Source organism: Streptomyces sp. NPDC037100 (genome assembly GCF_055606225.1).
Window position 1 is genome coordinate 399,931 of the sequence record NZ_JBVJSX010000004.1, and the last position, 14,272, is coordinate 414,202.

At 72.7% G+C, this 14,272-nt stretch carries 12 protein-coding genes; 6 read left to right on the forward strand and 6 right to left on the reverse strand.

Features of this window, described 5'->3' with window-relative positions; translation table 11 throughout:
• Positions 1 to 106 precede the first annotated feature (106 nt).
• A complete protein-coding gene (locus ACZ7EG_RS16070; RefSeq protein ID WP_030849533.1) occupies positions 107 to 487 on the reverse strand; it encodes an STAS domain-containing protein in 381 nt (126 codons plus the stop codon).
• Positions 488 to 851: 364 nt separating this feature from the next.
• On the opposite strand from ACZ7EG_RS16070, the gene ACZ7EG_RS16075 reads away from it, so the two are divergent.
• Both ACZ7EG_RS16075 and ACZ7EG_RS16080 read left to right on the forward strand, forming a co-directional pair.
• Entirely contained in the window at positions 852 to 1,433 is a 582-nt protein-coding gene (locus tag ACZ7EG_RS16075; RefSeq protein ID WP_471078091.1) for a sigma-70 family RNA polymerase sigma factor, read from the forward strand.
• 191 nt (positions 1,434 to 1,624) lie between these two features.
• Positions 1,625 to 3,073 (forward strand): zf-HC2 domain-containing protein, encoded by a 1,449-nt coding sequence (locus tag ACZ7EG_RS16080; RefSeq protein WP_471078093.1) that lies wholly within the window; start codon positions 1,625 to 1,627, stop codon positions 3,071 to 3,073.
• Between the two features lie 96 nt (positions 3,074 to 3,169).
• On the opposite strand, the gene purU is transcribed toward ACZ7EG_RS16080, so the two are convergent.
• Together purU and ACZ7EG_RS16090 are read right to left on the reverse strand one after the other, a co-directional pair.
• Positions 3,170 to 4,051 (reverse strand): formyltetrahydrofolate deformylase, encoded by an 882-nt coding sequence (gene purU / locus ACZ7EG_RS16085; protein WP_175433174.1) that lies wholly within the window; start codon positions 4,049 to 4,051, stop codon positions 3,170 to 3,172.
• 94 nt (positions 4,052 to 4,145) lie between these two features.
• Positions 4,146 to 4,646 (reverse strand): SCO4402 family protein, encoded by a 501-nt coding sequence (locus tag ACZ7EG_RS16090; RefSeq protein ID WP_471078096.1) that lies wholly within the window; start codon positions 4,644 to 4,646, stop codon positions 4,146 to 4,148.
• A gap of 117 nt (positions 4,647 to 4,763) precedes the next feature.
• Here ACZ7EG_RS16090 and ACZ7EG_RS16095 point away from each other — a divergent pair, with 117 nt between their 5' ends.
• Entirely contained in the window at positions 4,764 to 6,074 is a 1,311-nt protein-coding gene (locus ACZ7EG_RS16095) for an ABC transporter substrate-binding protein (RefSeq protein ID WP_471078099.1), read from the forward strand.
• Positions 6,075 to 6,129: 55 nt separating this feature from the next.
• Here the strand turns inward: ACZ7EG_RS16095 and ACZ7EG_RS16100 are convergent, their stop codons facing one another.
• Positions 6,130 to 8,046: a hypothetical protein gene (locus tag ACZ7EG_RS16100; protein WP_471078102.1), complete on the reverse strand. Its 1,917-nt coding sequence runs from the start codon at positions 8,044 to 8,046 to the stop codon at positions 6,130 to 6,132.
• 201 nt (positions 8,047 to 8,247) lie between these two features.
• A complete protein-coding gene (locus ACZ7EG_RS16105) occupies positions 8,248 to 9,633 on the reverse strand; it encodes a transcriptional regulator (RefSeq protein ID WP_471078105.1) in 1,386 nt (461 codons plus the stop codon).
• Between the two features lie 306 nt (positions 9,634 to 9,939).
• Between ACZ7EG_RS16105 and ACZ7EG_RS16110 the strand changes: the two genes are divergently transcribed.
• From ACZ7EG_RS16110 to ACZ7EG_RS16120, 3 genes are all read left to right on the forward strand, one after another.
• Positions 9,940 to 10,602: a bifunctional DNA primase/polymerase gene (locus ACZ7EG_RS16110; protein ID WP_351631207.1), complete on the forward strand. Its 663-nt coding sequence runs from the start codon at positions 9,940 to 9,942 to the stop codon at positions 10,600 to 10,602.
• Positions 10,603 to 10,710: 108 nt separating this feature from the next.
• Positions 10,711 to 11,502: an ABC transporter ATP-binding protein gene (locus tag ACZ7EG_RS16115; protein WP_471078108.1), complete on the forward strand. Its 792-nt coding sequence runs from the start codon at positions 10,711 to 10,713 to the stop codon at positions 11,500 to 11,502.
• Positions 11,499 to 13,091, forward strand: coding sequence for a transporter (locus ACZ7EG_RS16120; protein WP_471078111.1), 1,593 nt, complete (start codon positions 11,499 to 11,501; stop codon positions 13,089 to 13,091). Before ACZ7EG_RS16115 ends, ACZ7EG_RS16120 begins: the two co-directional genes overlap by 4 nt.
• Positions 13,092 to 13,113: 22 nt before the next feature.
• Here ACZ7EG_RS16120 and ACZ7EG_RS16125 read toward each other — a convergent pair whose 3' ends face one another.
• Complete coding sequence (locus ACZ7EG_RS16125) at positions 13,114 to 14,013, reverse strand: alpha/beta fold hydrolase (protein WP_471078114.1); 900 nt, start codon at positions 14,011 to 14,013, stop codon at positions 13,114 to 13,116.
• Between the last annotated feature and the right edge of the window lie 259 nt (positions 14,014 to 14,272).

Below are 14,272 nucleotides of genomic sequence, written 5' to 3' on the forward strand. Positions count from 1 at the left end.
AGCCGTCCGGGCGCGCGAAAACGTCACTTGGGGCAAGACCGGGGGAATTCCGGGACAACGGCGTGCCGGAACGGCGACATTCGCCGTACCGTGCGTCATCGGGCCGTCACGCGGACAGGGGTTCGCCCTCGTCGCCGAGGGCGGCGTCCACATCGCCGTACACGTCGAACAGTCTGCGTACGCCCAGGGCGCCGAGGACCCGGTTGACGTGGGACCCGTCGGCCGCACCCCGGGCGGGCAGCACGAGGCGCAGCCGGCCCTGGCAGGAGCGGATCAGCCGGCGGGCCGCGATGAGCACGCCGACGCCGCTGGAGTCGCAGAAGAACACCTCGGACAGATCCAGGACGAGACAGTGATGCCCCTCGGCCACCACGTCGTGCACGCGCTGACGCAGCACCGGTGACGTCACCAGATCCAGTTCGCCGGACACCTGGAGCACGGCCCATTCGCCCTGCTCGCCGCCGGTCACTTTGAAGGTCACCACCACGCCCCTCGATCGCCAAACCGGAAGCAGACCCTACGCTTCCTTGCAGCGCGGCTGCCCAGCGGCAGTTCCCTGAAACGCAACCCGGAAAACGGATCCCCCGCAGAAGAGGCTTGATTTAGCCGACTTCGATCCTGTTCGATCATTTTTCAGTCAGGTCTGATCGGAGGACGGCGGGGTAGGTGCGAGCCCAAAGGCATCCGGTGCGAGCGCCGGTGGTCCTCTACCACCTGCAGCCGCTCAGGGGGCGCACATTGCCACAAAGGGGCGTGCGCCGCCGGACGTGCCGACTACATTCGAGGAGACGTCGGGCACAGGCTGGACAGAGCACGGGCGCGGGACACGAGCAGGGGGGTGAGGGGGCCACATGGCGAAAAAGGACGCACCGCCTCGCTGGGACCGCAAGATGCAACAGCGGCTCGCCCGCGGCGAAGCGGCCGCCCTCGGTGAGCTCTACGACCGGTTCGCCTCCCTCGTGCACGGCCTCGCCCACCGCGTACTCGGCGACGAGCTCGCCGCCGACGCCATCACCCGCGAGGTCTTCATCCACGTCTGGGAGCATCCCGACTCCTATGACCCCAGGCAGGGTCCGCTGCGCACCTGGGTCGCCACCCTGACCCACCGGCTCGCGGTGCAGCGGCTGCGCGCCACCGAGACCGCCGCCCTCGCCCGCGAAGGCTCCGGCACCACCGAGGAACTGGAGCAGCGGGTGCGCCGCGCCTCGGTGGCCGCCCGCGCCGACTACATCGTGCAGTCCATGCCGGTCCCGCTGCGGTCGGCCCTGGAGCGGGCCTACTTCCAGCGCCGCGACTACCGCCAGACGGCCACCGACCTCGGCATCACCGAGGACGAGGCCCGCCGCCGCCTACGCCTGGGCCTGCAACTGCTCTCCACCGCCCACGACGCCGAGGCACCGGGCGCACCGCCCGGATACGGGGGTGCGGTGTGAACGGGCTGGACCGGTTCGAGGCATACGACGGCGACGAGGCAGACGACGACCCCAGGGGGAAGGGCCAGGAGAGGAAGGGCCAGGAGAGGAAGGGCGGCAACAACCGGAACGAGAGCGGCATTCGGGATGAAGGCGACCGAGGCGGGGACGCTACCGGCAGCCCCACGCGGCCCGGCACGCCCGACGGACCAATGGAACCGGCGGGACCGGCCGGACTTGGCGGACCGGCCGGGCCGGGAGGACCGGGTGAACCAGGCGGACTTGGCGGACCTGGCGGGCCGGCCGGGCCGGGAGGACCAGGCGAACTTGGCGGACCGGCCGGGCCAGGAGGACGAGGCGGACCTGGCGGGCCAGGCGGACTTGGCGGGCCGGGTGGACCGGCCGGGCCGGAGCGGACCGAGTCCGGGGGCGGCGTGGAGCACGGGCGTCCGCCGCGGATACCCGTGCCCCGGGCCTCCGTCGAGGACGGCGGGCTGCCGCTGCCCGCGTCGGCGGACCTCGGCGGCACATCGGCGCCGCCCGCCCCGCCCGTCTTCGAGCACCCCGTGCTGAAGACCCTGCTCGGCGCCTGGGCGCTGGCCGCGTGCTCGGCCGAGGAGGCCACGGCCGTCGAGGAGCACCTCGGCGAGTGCGGCTCCTGCGCCGACGAGGCCCGGCGGCTGCGCGAGGCGGTCGGGCTGCTGCAACGCCCCGAGAGCCTCGACCTGGACCCGGGACTGCGCACCCGCGTCCTGGACACCTGCCTGGAGCGGCGCCCGCCGCGCATCCCGGTACCGGAGTGGGCCGCCGCCTACGACGCCGAGACCGCGCGCCTGGACGCCCTGCTGCAGGACTTCGGCGAGGCCGAGTGGCACGCGCCGGTACGGCTGCGCTGGTTCCGCTCGGACGAGTCGACGAGCCGCCGCACCACCGTCGCCGGGGTCATCGCGCATCTGCTCAGCGTCGACGGTCTGGTGGGGGTCGCGCTCGGCCTGGACGATCCGCTGGGCGACGTCCCGCCCCGGCGTCCTACACCGGCGGCCCGCACCGAGGCGTTCTGGCGCGCCTCCCACTTCCCGCCCACCCGGTCCGTCCGCGCGCCCTGGCGGGAGCAGAGCCACAGCCTCGTGCGCACGGTGTCGTTCACGGGCGGCGGCGCCGGGAAGATGCCGGTGTCGTACGGGGACTTCGAACTGCCCCTGCACGACGCCATGCTGGATCGCGCCTTCGAGTGCTGGGTGCACGCGGAGGACATCGCCGACGCCGTCGACTACCCCTACGATCCGCCCTCGCCGCGCCATCTGCACCGCATGATCGACCTGGCGGCCCGCATGCTGCCGACGGTCCTGGCCCACCGCCGCCGGGCCGGTCTGGCCGCCCCCGCCCACCACCGCCACCTGGTCGCGGCGGGCGAACCCGGCCGCAGCCTCCGGCTGGAGATCGAGGGCTCGGGCGGCGGCGAGTGGCTGATCCCCCTCGACTCCCCCGCGGCGAAGGGCTCGGCCGAGCACGAGGTGGCCCACGTGGCCCTGGACGGCGTCGAGTTCTGCCACCTGGCCGCCGGCCACGTCCCTCCGCAGGAGGCGGCGGCAGGCCAGGTGGGAGACAGACAGGCGATCAGGGATGTCCTGTTCGCAGCCGCTTCACTGAGCCGGATGTAGAACCCGACAGCGGGGGCACACCCCAAGGGGCGCGGGGAGCTGCGCCAGCGACCACAGATGACCCGCACCCACCGCCGAACGGAACGACCCGAGCTCCTAGGCGAAAATCACAGTCCGCCGCCCATTGAGCAGAATCCTCCGCTCCGCATGCCACTTCACACCCCGGGCCAACGCCTGGCACTCCACGTCACGCCCGATCGCGACAAGCCCTTCCGGCGTCACGTCGTGCCCGACCCGCTCGACCTCCTGCTCGATGATCGGCCCCTCGTCGAGATCGGCCGTCACATAGTGAGCCGTCGCCCCGATCAGCTTCACACCCCGGGCATGAGCCTGGTGATACGGCTTGGCCCCCTTGAAGCTCGGCAGGAACGAGTGGTGGATGTTGATGATCCGCCCGGAGAGCGCCTTGCACAGGTCGTCCGAGAGCACCTGCATGTACCGGGCGAGCACGACCAGCTCGACACCCTCCTCACGCACGATGTCGAGCAGTCGCCCCTCGGCCTCCGCCTTCGTGTCCTTCGTCACCGGAATGTGGTGGAAGGGGATGTTGTACGACCCCACCAGCTCGGCGAAGTCCGTATGGTTCGACACCACTCCGGCGATCTCCACCGGCAGCGCCCCGGTCCGCGCCCGGAACAGCAGGTCGTTCAGACAGTGCCCGAACTTGCTGACCATCAGCAGGATGCGCATCTTCTGGTCGGCCCGGTTTATCTGCCAGTCCATCTGGAACGAGTCGCCGATCGCCGCGAAGCTGGCGCGCAGCTTCTCCACGGTCACCGGGGCGTCCGCCGAGAAGTGGACCCGCATGAAGAACAGTCCCGTGTCGTGATCGCCGAACTGCTGGCTGTCCTCGATGTTGCAGCCGGTCATGAACAGGTAGCTCGACACGGCGTGCACGATGCCCTTCCGGTCCGGGCAGGAAAGGGTGAGGACGTACTGGTCGGCCGGGACCGCGGCGCTGGTGGACTGCTCGTTCATGCAGGACAGGTTCCCACAAGGAACGACACCACCGGCAATCGTCCCGCAGGGCGGACCCCCGCGGAACCGCCGGGCCGGCCGGGTCGCGAGACCGCTACGCGGACCTCGTCATGATCCGCAGCACGTCCAGGCTGCGCGGTGCCGAGTCCGGCTCGTCGCCGTCGCTCGCGGCGAGCCTCACATGCGCGTCCCGGGCCGCCTGGACCGCCTCCGGCCACGCCTCGTGCTGGAGGTACGCGGCGACCGGCGCGTCCGGTCCGACCTGGTGCATGATCCGCAGCACCCGCAGCACCGCGGTGTCGACGAGGGCCGCCTCCTGCGAGTCGCGGAAGATCGTGCCGACGTACTTCTCGGCGGACCAGTGATCCAGCCAGGTGTCCTCCACCAGCCGGTACACCGCGTCGGTCACGTCGCCGTAGCCGTCCGCACCGGCCAGCCAGACGTCCCGCTGGAACCCGGGGTCGGAGAGCATGTGCAGCGCCGAGCGCACATTGCTGCGCCAGCGCCACCACGGCATGTCGTTGACAGGCATGCCGCCCATGGTGGATGAGCGACGGCCACGACGGGAAGAGTTCTCCGAAGCTTGCACGGTCATCGATCGTACGTTCCCCTCCACGTCGGTCACACCGGCCCCTGCAATTCACCTGCGCGTCACCGATTGTTGATCCGGGATCACGCACGGGTTAGTCATGTGACGGAATCGTGCGGAACCATGACCGGCAGGCGACGCACCCGCAGCACATTCCTCCCCGGCCTCCTCACCCGTCACGCCAGACACGGCATTGTCTCCGCGGGCACGGCGGTCGCGTGCGCGTCACTCCTCGCCGGATGCGGGGTCGTCCCCGGCACCACGGGGGATGCCGGGGACGACACCATCACCGTCATGACCTGGGCCCCGCAGGACACCAAGGCCACCAACAAACCCGGCATGCCCGCCTTCGCCCACGCCTACGCCCGCTGGATCAACGCCAAGGGCGGGATCAACGGCCGCAAGCTCAACGTGCTGACCTGCAACGACCACAACGACAGTGTGGCCGCCGCGAAGTGCGCCCGGCGGGCCGCCAAGGAGAACGTCGTCGCGGTCGTCGGGTCCTACAGCCAGTACGCGGACTCCTTCTTCCCCTCGCTCGAGGGCGCGAGCATCCCCTACATAGGCGGCTACGGCATCACCAACGCCGAGTTCACCAGCCCCCTGTCCTACCCCGTCAACGGCGGGCAGCCCGCGCTGCTCGCCGGCCTCGGCAGCGCTCTCGCCGGTTGCGGACCCGTCGCGCTGGTCCGGCCCGACACCATCGCGGGCGACCAGCTGCCCCCGCTGCTCGACTCCGGCCTGAAGGCGGGCGGGCACCGGGTCTCGAACGACCTGCGGGCGGCGGAGGACGCCACCGAGTACGACGGCCAGGCCGAGCGGGCCCTGCGCACGGCGGCCGGCGGCACGGCGGACGACGGGTGCGTGGTGCCCGCGCTGGGAGACCGCAACGGCACTTTCATGGACTCCTTCCGGCGGGCCCGTGACGACTTCCCCGAGGTGCGGACGGCCACCGTGCTGGGCAGCGTCGACCAGACGGTGATCGACGCGACCGGCGGGGCGTCGGGCCCCTACGAGGGCTCGTACATCACCGGCTGGTACCCGGTGGCGACCGATCCCCGCTGGGACGGGATGAAGCAGGTCATCCGGGAGGAGGCCTTCGGCGACAACCGCATCGACCCCGCGGACGCCGGCGTGCAGACCACGTGGATCGCCTACACGGTGTTCCGGCAGGTCGTCGAGTCGCTCGGCGACGGCGAGGTGAGTGCCGACACGGTGGAGGAAGCCCTGGACGACGGCCTGGAGGTCAGCACGGGCGGGCTCACGCCGACGCTGCGGTGGCAGTTCCAGGACAAGCTCGCCGCCGTGGGCTTCCCGCGCCTGGTCAACGCCAACGTGACCCTTCAGGTGGTGCGGGACGGGCGACTGGTCTCGGCGCGCAAGGGCTTCGTCGACACGACGCGGACGCTGGAGAACGCCGACGTGAACGACTGAGCGCCCCGCTCGGCAGCTCACGTCGGGGCCGGACCTCCGGCGCTTCCCCGGTCCGTCACAGCTGCGTCGGCTGGCGCTCGGTCAGGCCGTACTTCTTCGCGATCCCGTTCCACAGCCCGGCCGCCTTGGCCTTCTCGGTGCTGGCGACGCCGCTCGCCCGGTTGCCGGCCTGGGTCTGGTTGGTCGCGCGGGCCTGACCCTTCTTGCAGCCCTTCTTGCCGGCGGTCTGGTCGGCCCAGGCCGCGTAGTGGTTGTCGGCCGAGGCGGAGGCCTGCCAGGCCTTGGTGAGGGCGGTGGTCAGCGCGGCGTGGTCGGGCAGCTTGTCGACCTCGATGCCGGAGAGCCGGGTGACGAGCCCGCTGCGCTGCTTGGCCGCGTCCCGCAGGCTCTTCGCCGCCTGGGGGAGGTTGTCGCAGCTCTTGACGTCGGCGACCGCGTTGATCACGGCGCTGCGGCTGTTGCCGCTGTCGGCGAGCAGCTTGTCCAGTTCGACCGCCTGGGCCCGGGCCGGGTCGGCCGACGGCGAGGCGGAGCCGTCCGTCGCGGGGGCGGAGGCGGCCACTGTCTTCTTGTCGCCGCCGTCGTCGTCACCGCCGCCTCCCCCACCGGCGAGCAGCGCGCCCGCGCCGACGCCGAGCACGGCGATGCCGATGCCGACGGCGGCGATGACAGGGACGCGCGATCCGGAACGGCCACCGCGCGAGCGGCCTCCGGCGGGCGGAGCGTGGGAGGGCTGGGGAGCGCCGCCGTACCCGGGCCGCGGCTGCGGCTGCTCGATGCGGGGCATCTGCTGGGTGGCCCCGGCCGGGCTGCCGCCGCCCTGGTCACTGCGGAAGAGGTTGTCGAACTCGGCGGGCGGCTGCTTGTCCCCGCCGGGCACCGGCGGGATGTACTGCGTCGCCTCGGCGTCGGGGTGCGAGGCCGACGGCAGCGGCCCGGCTCCCGCCCCTGCCCGGGGCCCGGTCCCGAGGTACCGCGTGGCCTCCGGGTCCTCCCCGGAAGGCATCTCGGGCGGCAGCGCCCCCGGGGACACCGGGGGTATGTACTGGGTCGCCCCCTCGTCGGCGGCCGGAGCGACGGGCGGCAGGTACTGCGTGGCCGCGGCGGCGTCGCCCGCGACGGGCGGTATGTACTGGGTCGCGCCCTCGTCGGCGGGCGCGGGCAGCGGGGCGCCGCCGGCGGGCGGCCCGTACGCACCGGAGGCCGGCGGCAGGCCACCCCCGTACGACTGCTGCGAGGCTCCCCCGCCGGGAGCGCCGTACGCCCCACCGGCGTCCGACCGACCGGCCCCGTGCACACCGGCCGACGGCTGACCGGTCCCGTGCGGATATCCGTACCCGGAGCCTTGCTGCGGCGACTGCGCACCGCCGTTTCCGGCCCCGTGCGCACCGGACTCCGGCTGCGGCCGGGCTCCCCCCGCGGCGGCAGCGCCGTAGGCGTCGGCACCCTGGGGATACCCGTACCCGGAGCCTTGCTGCGGCCGGCCGGTCCCGGGCGGGCCGGAGCCCTCCGGGGGCAGCGGGGTGCCCCCGCCTGCGGCGCCGTACGGGTCGTACCCGGCGGTGCCCGCGGGCGGCTGGGGCGTGCCGTACGGGTCGGGGTTCGCCGGTGTGCCGGCGTACGGGTCCGGGGCCCGGGTGCCCTCCGGGGGGAGGGCACCCGGGCCCTGGGCGCCCCACGCGGGCTGATCCGGCGTGCCCCACTGCTGGGGCTGTGACTGCCAGGTCTGGCCCGGCGGCGGGGGCGGGGTCTGCTCCCGGTCAGGGCCCCACGGCTGGCCCCAGGTCTGGCCCTCCGCGGGGGCCGAGGCCTGCGGCCCGCCCGTCGTGGGCGGGGCGGGCCGGCGGCCCGGGGCGTCGGCGGATCCGCCCGTCATGCCCGGCAGCAGGGGTTCGCCACCGTCGGAGGGCAGCACGATGCCTTCGCGCGCGGGGCGCGCCGAGGGCTCCTCGCCCTGTCCACTCTGCGTCACCGGGACTCCTACTAATGGGGGACCTTGTGAATCGTCGGGTCACGCTACCGGGTCCCCAGAGCCCCGTGCCACGCAGCGCAGGGCCCGACCGCATGGCCTGTGAGCGCGGTAACACCGGCGGGTCACGGCGCGTTGCCCCTCTCACCTCCCGTCCACGCCGCAGCCGTTTCCCGCACGTTCACGCATCCGCAGACCCTGTGTTCACGCAGCCGCCTGCAGGTCGAGCCGCGCCCCGAACTCCCTCACCACCGCCTCGTCCCGGTACGGCTCCAGCCGCTGCTGGAAGTCCTCCAGGTACTCGGCGCCCCGGTTGGAGCGCAGCCCCTCCAGCAGTTCCACGGCCTTCATGCCGGTGTTGCACGCCTCTTCGATCTCGCGCTGCTGAACCTGCGCCGTGGCCAACAGCACATAGCCGATGGCCCGGCGGCGCGCCCGCGTCTCGGGATGCCCGGCCAGCGACTCCTGCGCGCACCGGGCCGCCGCCTCGGCCTGCCCGAGGTCCCGGTGACAGTGCGCCAGCTCGTCGGCCAGGTAGGCCTCGTCGAAGTGCGCGATCCACACCGCGTCGTCCCCGGCCGCCGGGTCGGCCGCCTCCAGGGCGCTCACCGCGCGCCCCGCCGCGGACTGGGCGGCGCGCACGTCGCCCATGAGGGCGTGCCCGCGCGCCTCCGCCGCCAGGAACATCGACTCCGCGCGCGGCGACACGCGCCCCCGCGCCCCCTCCTGCGCCGCCCGCGCCAACTGCGCGATCTCCCGCGGGTTTCCGAGCTGCGCGGCGAGATGGCTCATGGAGGCCGCGAGGACGTACCCGCCGTAGCCGCGGTCCCCGGCGGCCTGCGCCAGCCGCAGCGCCTGGATGTAGTAGCGCTGGGCCAGACCGGGCTGGCCCGTGTCGACGGCCATGTACCCGGCGAGCTCCGTCAGCCGGGCCACCGCGGCGAACAGGTCCCGCCCGACCGCCTCCCGGTACGACCCCGCCAGCAGCCCCGAGACCACGCTGTTGAGGTAGTGCACGACGACCGGCCGCACATGCCCGCTGCCGTACTGGTGGTCGAGGTCCACCAGCGCCTGCGTCATGGCCTGCACCGCCTGCACGTCGGACTGCCCCACCCGCGGCCCCGCCGTGCGCGACACCTGCGCGTCGGGCGCGGAGATCAGCCAGTCCCGGCTGGGCTCGACCAGCGCGGACGCCGCGACGGACGAGCCGGACAGGAAGTCCCGCCGCCCCACGTCACTGCGCCACAGCTCGCAGACCTGCTCGATGGCCCCCAGTACCGTCGGCGAGAACTGCAGGCCCACGCCCGAGGCGAGGTTCTTGCCGTTGGCCATGCCGATCTCGTCGATCGTGACCGTACGGCCGAGTTTGCGGCCCAGGGCCTCGGCGATGATCGCCGGGGCCCGGCCCCGTGGCTGCTGTCCGCGCAGCCAGCGCGCCACCGACGTCTTGTCGTAGCGCAGGTCGAGGCCGTGCTCGGCACCGCACATGTTGACCCGGCGGGCCAGGCCGGCGTTGGAGCATCCGGCTTCCTGGATGAGCGCCTGGAGCCGTTCGTTCGGCTGCCGGGCGACGAGCGGCCTTGCGGCCATGGCGTACCCCCTGTGGCTGCGGTGCCTGCCCACGCACCGAGTTGACGTGTCTTCCGCGGCCGGGCCCCTCCCGTCCCAGCGAAAGGATCCGGCCGTGAAGATCAATGCCCCGCCCACCAGGTGAAAATGCGAGGCATGTGAGGATTGCCGGGGTAACGGCTGTTGCCGGCCCCACACCTGGCTACCCAGCTCCGGCCACCGTTCCTCCTGCGCGCCCCCGCACATGCACCCATGCGCCCCGGGAACAGGGACGATGCTCTCCCCCGCGCACAGGGGCGGGCGTAACCCCTGGTGACGACCAGAGTTGTGTTCATCGTGGAAGAGACGATCGCCGGCACCGAAGCCGCTCAAATCCCGAAGCAGCGCGGGGAATCGCTGCTGGAGACCGCTGTTCGCTACGCCGAGGAGCGCCACTGGGACGTGTTTCCCGGCACCTGGCTGGAAGCCGTCGACGGGAGTCAGCGCTGCTCCTGCGGTGACGCGGCGTGTCCGGCGCCCGGGTCGCACCCGGCGCGTCCGGACTGGGCGACGCAGGCGACGGGCAGTGCGACGGTCGCGCGGCGGATGTGGCAGAAGCAGCCGACCGCGTCGATCCTGCTGCCGACGGGGCGGACGTTCGACGCGATCTCCGTGCCGGAGACGGCCGGGTTCCTCGCGCTCGCGCGGATGGAGCGGATGGAGCTGACGCTCGGGCCGGTGACGCTCACGCCGGACCGGCGGATGGAGTTCTTCGTGCTGCCGGGGGCCGGTGCGAAGGTGCCCGATCTGGTGCGCAAGCTGGGGTGGTCGGTGTCGTCGCTGGATCTGACCGTGCTGGGTGAGGGGGCGTATGTGGCTGCGCCGCCCACGCGGTTCGGGTCTCGGGGGGCCGTGCAGTGGGCCTGCCGGCCGACTCCGGCGAATCGGTGGCTGCCGGATGCGGAGGAGTTGATCTCGCCGTTGGCTTACGCGTGCGGTCGGGATCGATAGCGCCTGTTCGTCTGCGTGGTTGCCGTTGTCCGGCGGCTGCGGGTCGGTCGTGGTTGTTCGCGCAGTTCCCCGCGCCCCTGGGGCCCCACCGAAACCGTAGGGTGCAAGGTGACGGAGGGAGGCGCGGTGGGATCCAGCGCTGTGCGGGTGCGGGGGCTCTGGAAGCGGTTCGGGCAGCAGGTCGCTGTTGCCGGGGTCGATCTCGAGTTGCCCGCGGGCAAGTTCATCGGGATCGTCGGGCCGAACGGGGCCGGGAAGACCACCACCTTGTCGATGGTGACCGGGCTGCTCCGGCCCGACCACGGGACCGTCGAGGTGGTCGGGCACGATGTGTGGCGGGACCCCGTCGAGGTGAAGGCCCGGATCGGGGTGCTGCCGGAGGGGCTGCGGCTCTTCGAGCGGCTGTCGGGGCGGGAACTGCTGGCGTACACCGGGCGGTTGCGCGGGCTGCCCGGTGCCGAGGTCGACAAGCGGGCCACGCAACTCCTCGACGTCCTCGACCTGGCGGGGGCCCAGCACAAACTGGTCGTCGACTACTCGACCGGCATGCGCAAGAAGATCGGGCTCGCCGCCGCTCTCCTCCACAATCCCGAAGTGCTGTTCCTGGACGAGCCGTTCGAGGGCGTCGACCCCGTCTCCGCACAGACCATCCGGGGTGTCCTGGAGCGGTACACGGCTTCGGGCGCCACGGTCGTGTTCTCTTCCCACGTCATGGAGCTCGTCGAGTCGCTGTGCGACTGGGTCGCGGTGATGGCCGCCGGGCGGATCCGCGCCACCGGGACCCTCGCCGAGGTGCGCGGGGACGCGCCCTCGCTGCAGCGGGCGTTCCTCGAACTCGTCGGCGCCCAGAGCCGGGACGCCGGGTCCGACCTGGACTGGCTGGGCGGTGGATCGCGGTGAGCACCCCCGCGATCACCCCCGTCTTCGTCCGGCTGAAGCTGTCGCTGCTGCGCAACGGACTGCGGCAGTCCGGCGGGCGCAAGGCCGCCTACATCACGTCGGCCGTCTTCGCCCTGCTGTTCGCCGCGCTCCAGCTGATCGGCCTGATCGCGCTGCGCGGGCACGCGCACGCCGAGTCGGTGGTCGTGCCGGCGGTGGCGGTGCTGGGGCTCGGCTGGGCGGTGATGCCGCTGTTCTTCCCCAGCGGTGACGAGACCCTCGATCCGACCCGGCTGGTGATGCTGCCGCTGCACCCCCGGCCGCTGGTACGGGCGCTGCTGACGGCTTCGCTGGTGGGCATCGGGCCGTTGTTCACGCTGTGTCTGCTGGTCGGTTCCGTGATCGCGGTGGCGCGGGGCGGGGCCGCGTTCGTCGTGGGTGCGGTCGCCGTCGTGCTGGCGCTGCTGGTGTGCGTGGCCCTCGCGCGGGCCGTCGCCGCGGCCAACGTACGGCTGCTGACCAGCCGCAAGGGGCGGGACCTCGCGGTGCTCAGCGGGCTCGTCATCGCGATCGGGGCACAGGTCGTCAACTTCGGCGCGCAGCGGCTCGGGGCATCGGGGCTGGGCGAGCTCGACCCGGTGGCCGAGGTGCTGCGGTGGGTGCCGCCGGCGTCGGCGGTCTGGGCCGTACACGCGGTGAGCGAGGGGTCCTACGGTGTCGCACTCGCGCAACTGGCGCTGACCGCCGGCGCGCTGGTGGCGCTGCTCGCCCTCTGGTCGCGGCATCTGACGCGGCTGATGACCTCGCCCGACGGGTCCACCCTGCCGAGCGCCGAGTCGGCCGCCCGGGAGCGCTCCTCGACCGGGCTGGGGAAACTGCTCCCCGCAGGACGTACGGGCACGGTCATGGAGCGCAGCCTGCGGTATGTGTGGCGCGACCCGAAGACCAAGGCCGCCTGGGTGACGTCACTGGCCATCGGGCTGATCGTGCCGGTGTTCAACGCCTGGCAGGGCACCGGGTCGGTGTACTTCGCGTGCTTCGCCGCCGGGATGCTCGGCATCCAGATGTACAACCAGTTCGGGCAGGACACCTCCGCGTTCTGGATGGTCGCGATGACGATCTCGTCATCCCGGGACGCCTACGTCGAGCTGCGCGCCCGGGCGTACGCCCTGCTGCTGATCACCCTGCCGTACGCCGCGCTGGTCACCGTGTTGACGACGGCCATGCTCGGCGACTGGCGGCGGCTGCCCGAGGCCCTGGGGCTGTCCTTCGCGCTGCTCGGCGCGATGCTCGCGACCGGGACGTGGACCTCCGCCCGCTTCCCCTACTCCATCCCGCAGGAGGGCTACAAGAACGTCGCCCCCGGGCAGGCCGGGCTCGCCTGGATCTCCATCTTCGGCGGAATGATGGCGGCCGCCCTGCTGTGCGCGCCCGTCATCGCTCTCACGATCTGGCTGAACGTGAGCGCCGACGGCGACGCCTGGACGTGGCTGCTGCTGCCGGTGGGCACGGCGTACGGGGCGGCGCTGACCGCGGCGGGGCTGAAACTTGCCGCTCCGCGGACGGCCCGGCGGCTGCCGGAGATCCTGGCGGCGGTCAGCAAGGGCTGACACCGGCCTCCCGAGGCCGGTGTCAGCCGTCGCCCAGCGAGTCCAGGAACGGCTCGATGGCGGCGCGCCAGGCCTCCGGCTGGTCGTAGTGCACGAGGTGGCCGGCGTCGGCCACCTCCGCGTACTGGCCGCGGGGCAGAACCCGGACCATCTCCTGGGCCTCGGCGCGGCCCAGCTCGCCGTCCAGACCACGCACGACCAGGGCGGGGCAGCGGACCTGGGCCAGCTCCTCCCAGTGCGCGTCGTACACCCACGTCTCGCGGGAGCGGAGCATCTGCTCCGGTTCGAAGACCGGGCGCCAGCCGTCCGGGGACTCGGCCATCACCTCGGCGTAGAACTCGCCACGGGCCGGATTGGGCCGCTCCACCCAGGGGTCGTCCTCGCCGAACCACTTGCGGACGTCGGCGAGCGTGGCGAAGGGCAGCGGCCAGGACTTGAACCACTGGCCCCACTCGCGCTGCGAGGCGGCACCGAGGGCGGAGGCCCGCATGTCGCAGATGATCAGCCCGCGGACCAGGTCGGGACGCTTGGCGGCGAGCTGCCAGGCGGTCAGCGCGCCCATGGCGTGGCCGATGAGGACGACCCGGGCGAGGCCGAGCTGCTCCAGGGCGGCCTCGGCGTCGTCGACGTAGGCGTCCCGGGTGAAGGCACCCTGCGGGGGTTTGTCGCTGCGGCCGTGGCCGCGCTGGTCGAGGGCGACCGCGCGGTAGCGCGCGGAGAGCCAGCGGGCGGTGGACGCCCAGTGCGAGGCGCGGCCCATGAGGCCGTGCAGTAACAGCACGCCGGGCGAGCCCTCCGGCGCGGTGTGCCCGTCGTGCGCCCCCTGTCCGTCCTGCGCCGGGTCGGTCTTGGGTGGGTCGCCGAACTCCCAGGCCGCCAGGCGTACGCCGCCCGTCCCGGTCACGTCGATGCGTCGCGCCATGTCTGGCACCCCCCAAGCTTCGCGCGGACCGCGGCTCCCTCGAGCCGGCCGGTCCTGTGAACCGTGTTCTGCCTGCTGTGCCTTCTGCCGTGCCTTCTGCCCTGCTGGTTGCCGTACCCGTCGGTGCAAGTGTGCCGTGCGCCGCCCGCAGACTATCGAATGCGCATTCGAGAATGAGGTTCTCGCGGGCAACACCCCTCGTTCGAGTGACCCCTCTCGGGGATTGATCGCCGCTGTCGAGGGGAGATCTTCAGCGGGA

Excerpts from the sequence above, each read along its gene's own strand:
- purU (WP_175433174.1), bottom strand. The coding sequence starts at position 4,051 with ATGAACGAGCAGTCCACCAGCGCCGCGGTCCCGGCCGACCAGTACGTC.
- ACZ7EG_RS16105 (WP_471078105.1), bottom strand. The coding sequence starts at position 9,633 with ATGGCCGCAAGGCCGCTCGTCGCCCGGCAGCCGAACGAACGGCTCCAG.
- ACZ7EG_RS16095 (WP_471078099.1), top strand. The coding sequence starts at position 4,764 with ATGACCGGCAGGCGACGCACCCGCAGCACATTCCTCCCCGGCCTCCTC.
- ACZ7EG_RS16125 (WP_471078114.1), bottom strand. The coding sequence starts at position 14,013 with ATGGCGCGACGCATCGACGTGACCGGGACGGGCGGCGTACGCCTGGCG.
- ACZ7EG_RS16075 (WP_471078091.1), top strand. The coding sequence starts at position 852 with ATGGCGAAAAAGGACGCACCGCCTCGCTGGGACCGCAAGATGCAACAG.
- ACZ7EG_RS16090 (WP_471078096.1), bottom strand. The coding sequence starts at position 4,646 with ATGACCGTGCAAGCTTCGGAGAACTCTTCCCGTCGTGGCCGTCGCTCA.
- ACZ7EG_RS16080 (WP_471078093.1), top strand. The coding sequence starts at position 1,625 with ATGGAACCGGCGGGACCGGCCGGACTTGGCGGACCGGCCGGGCCGGGA.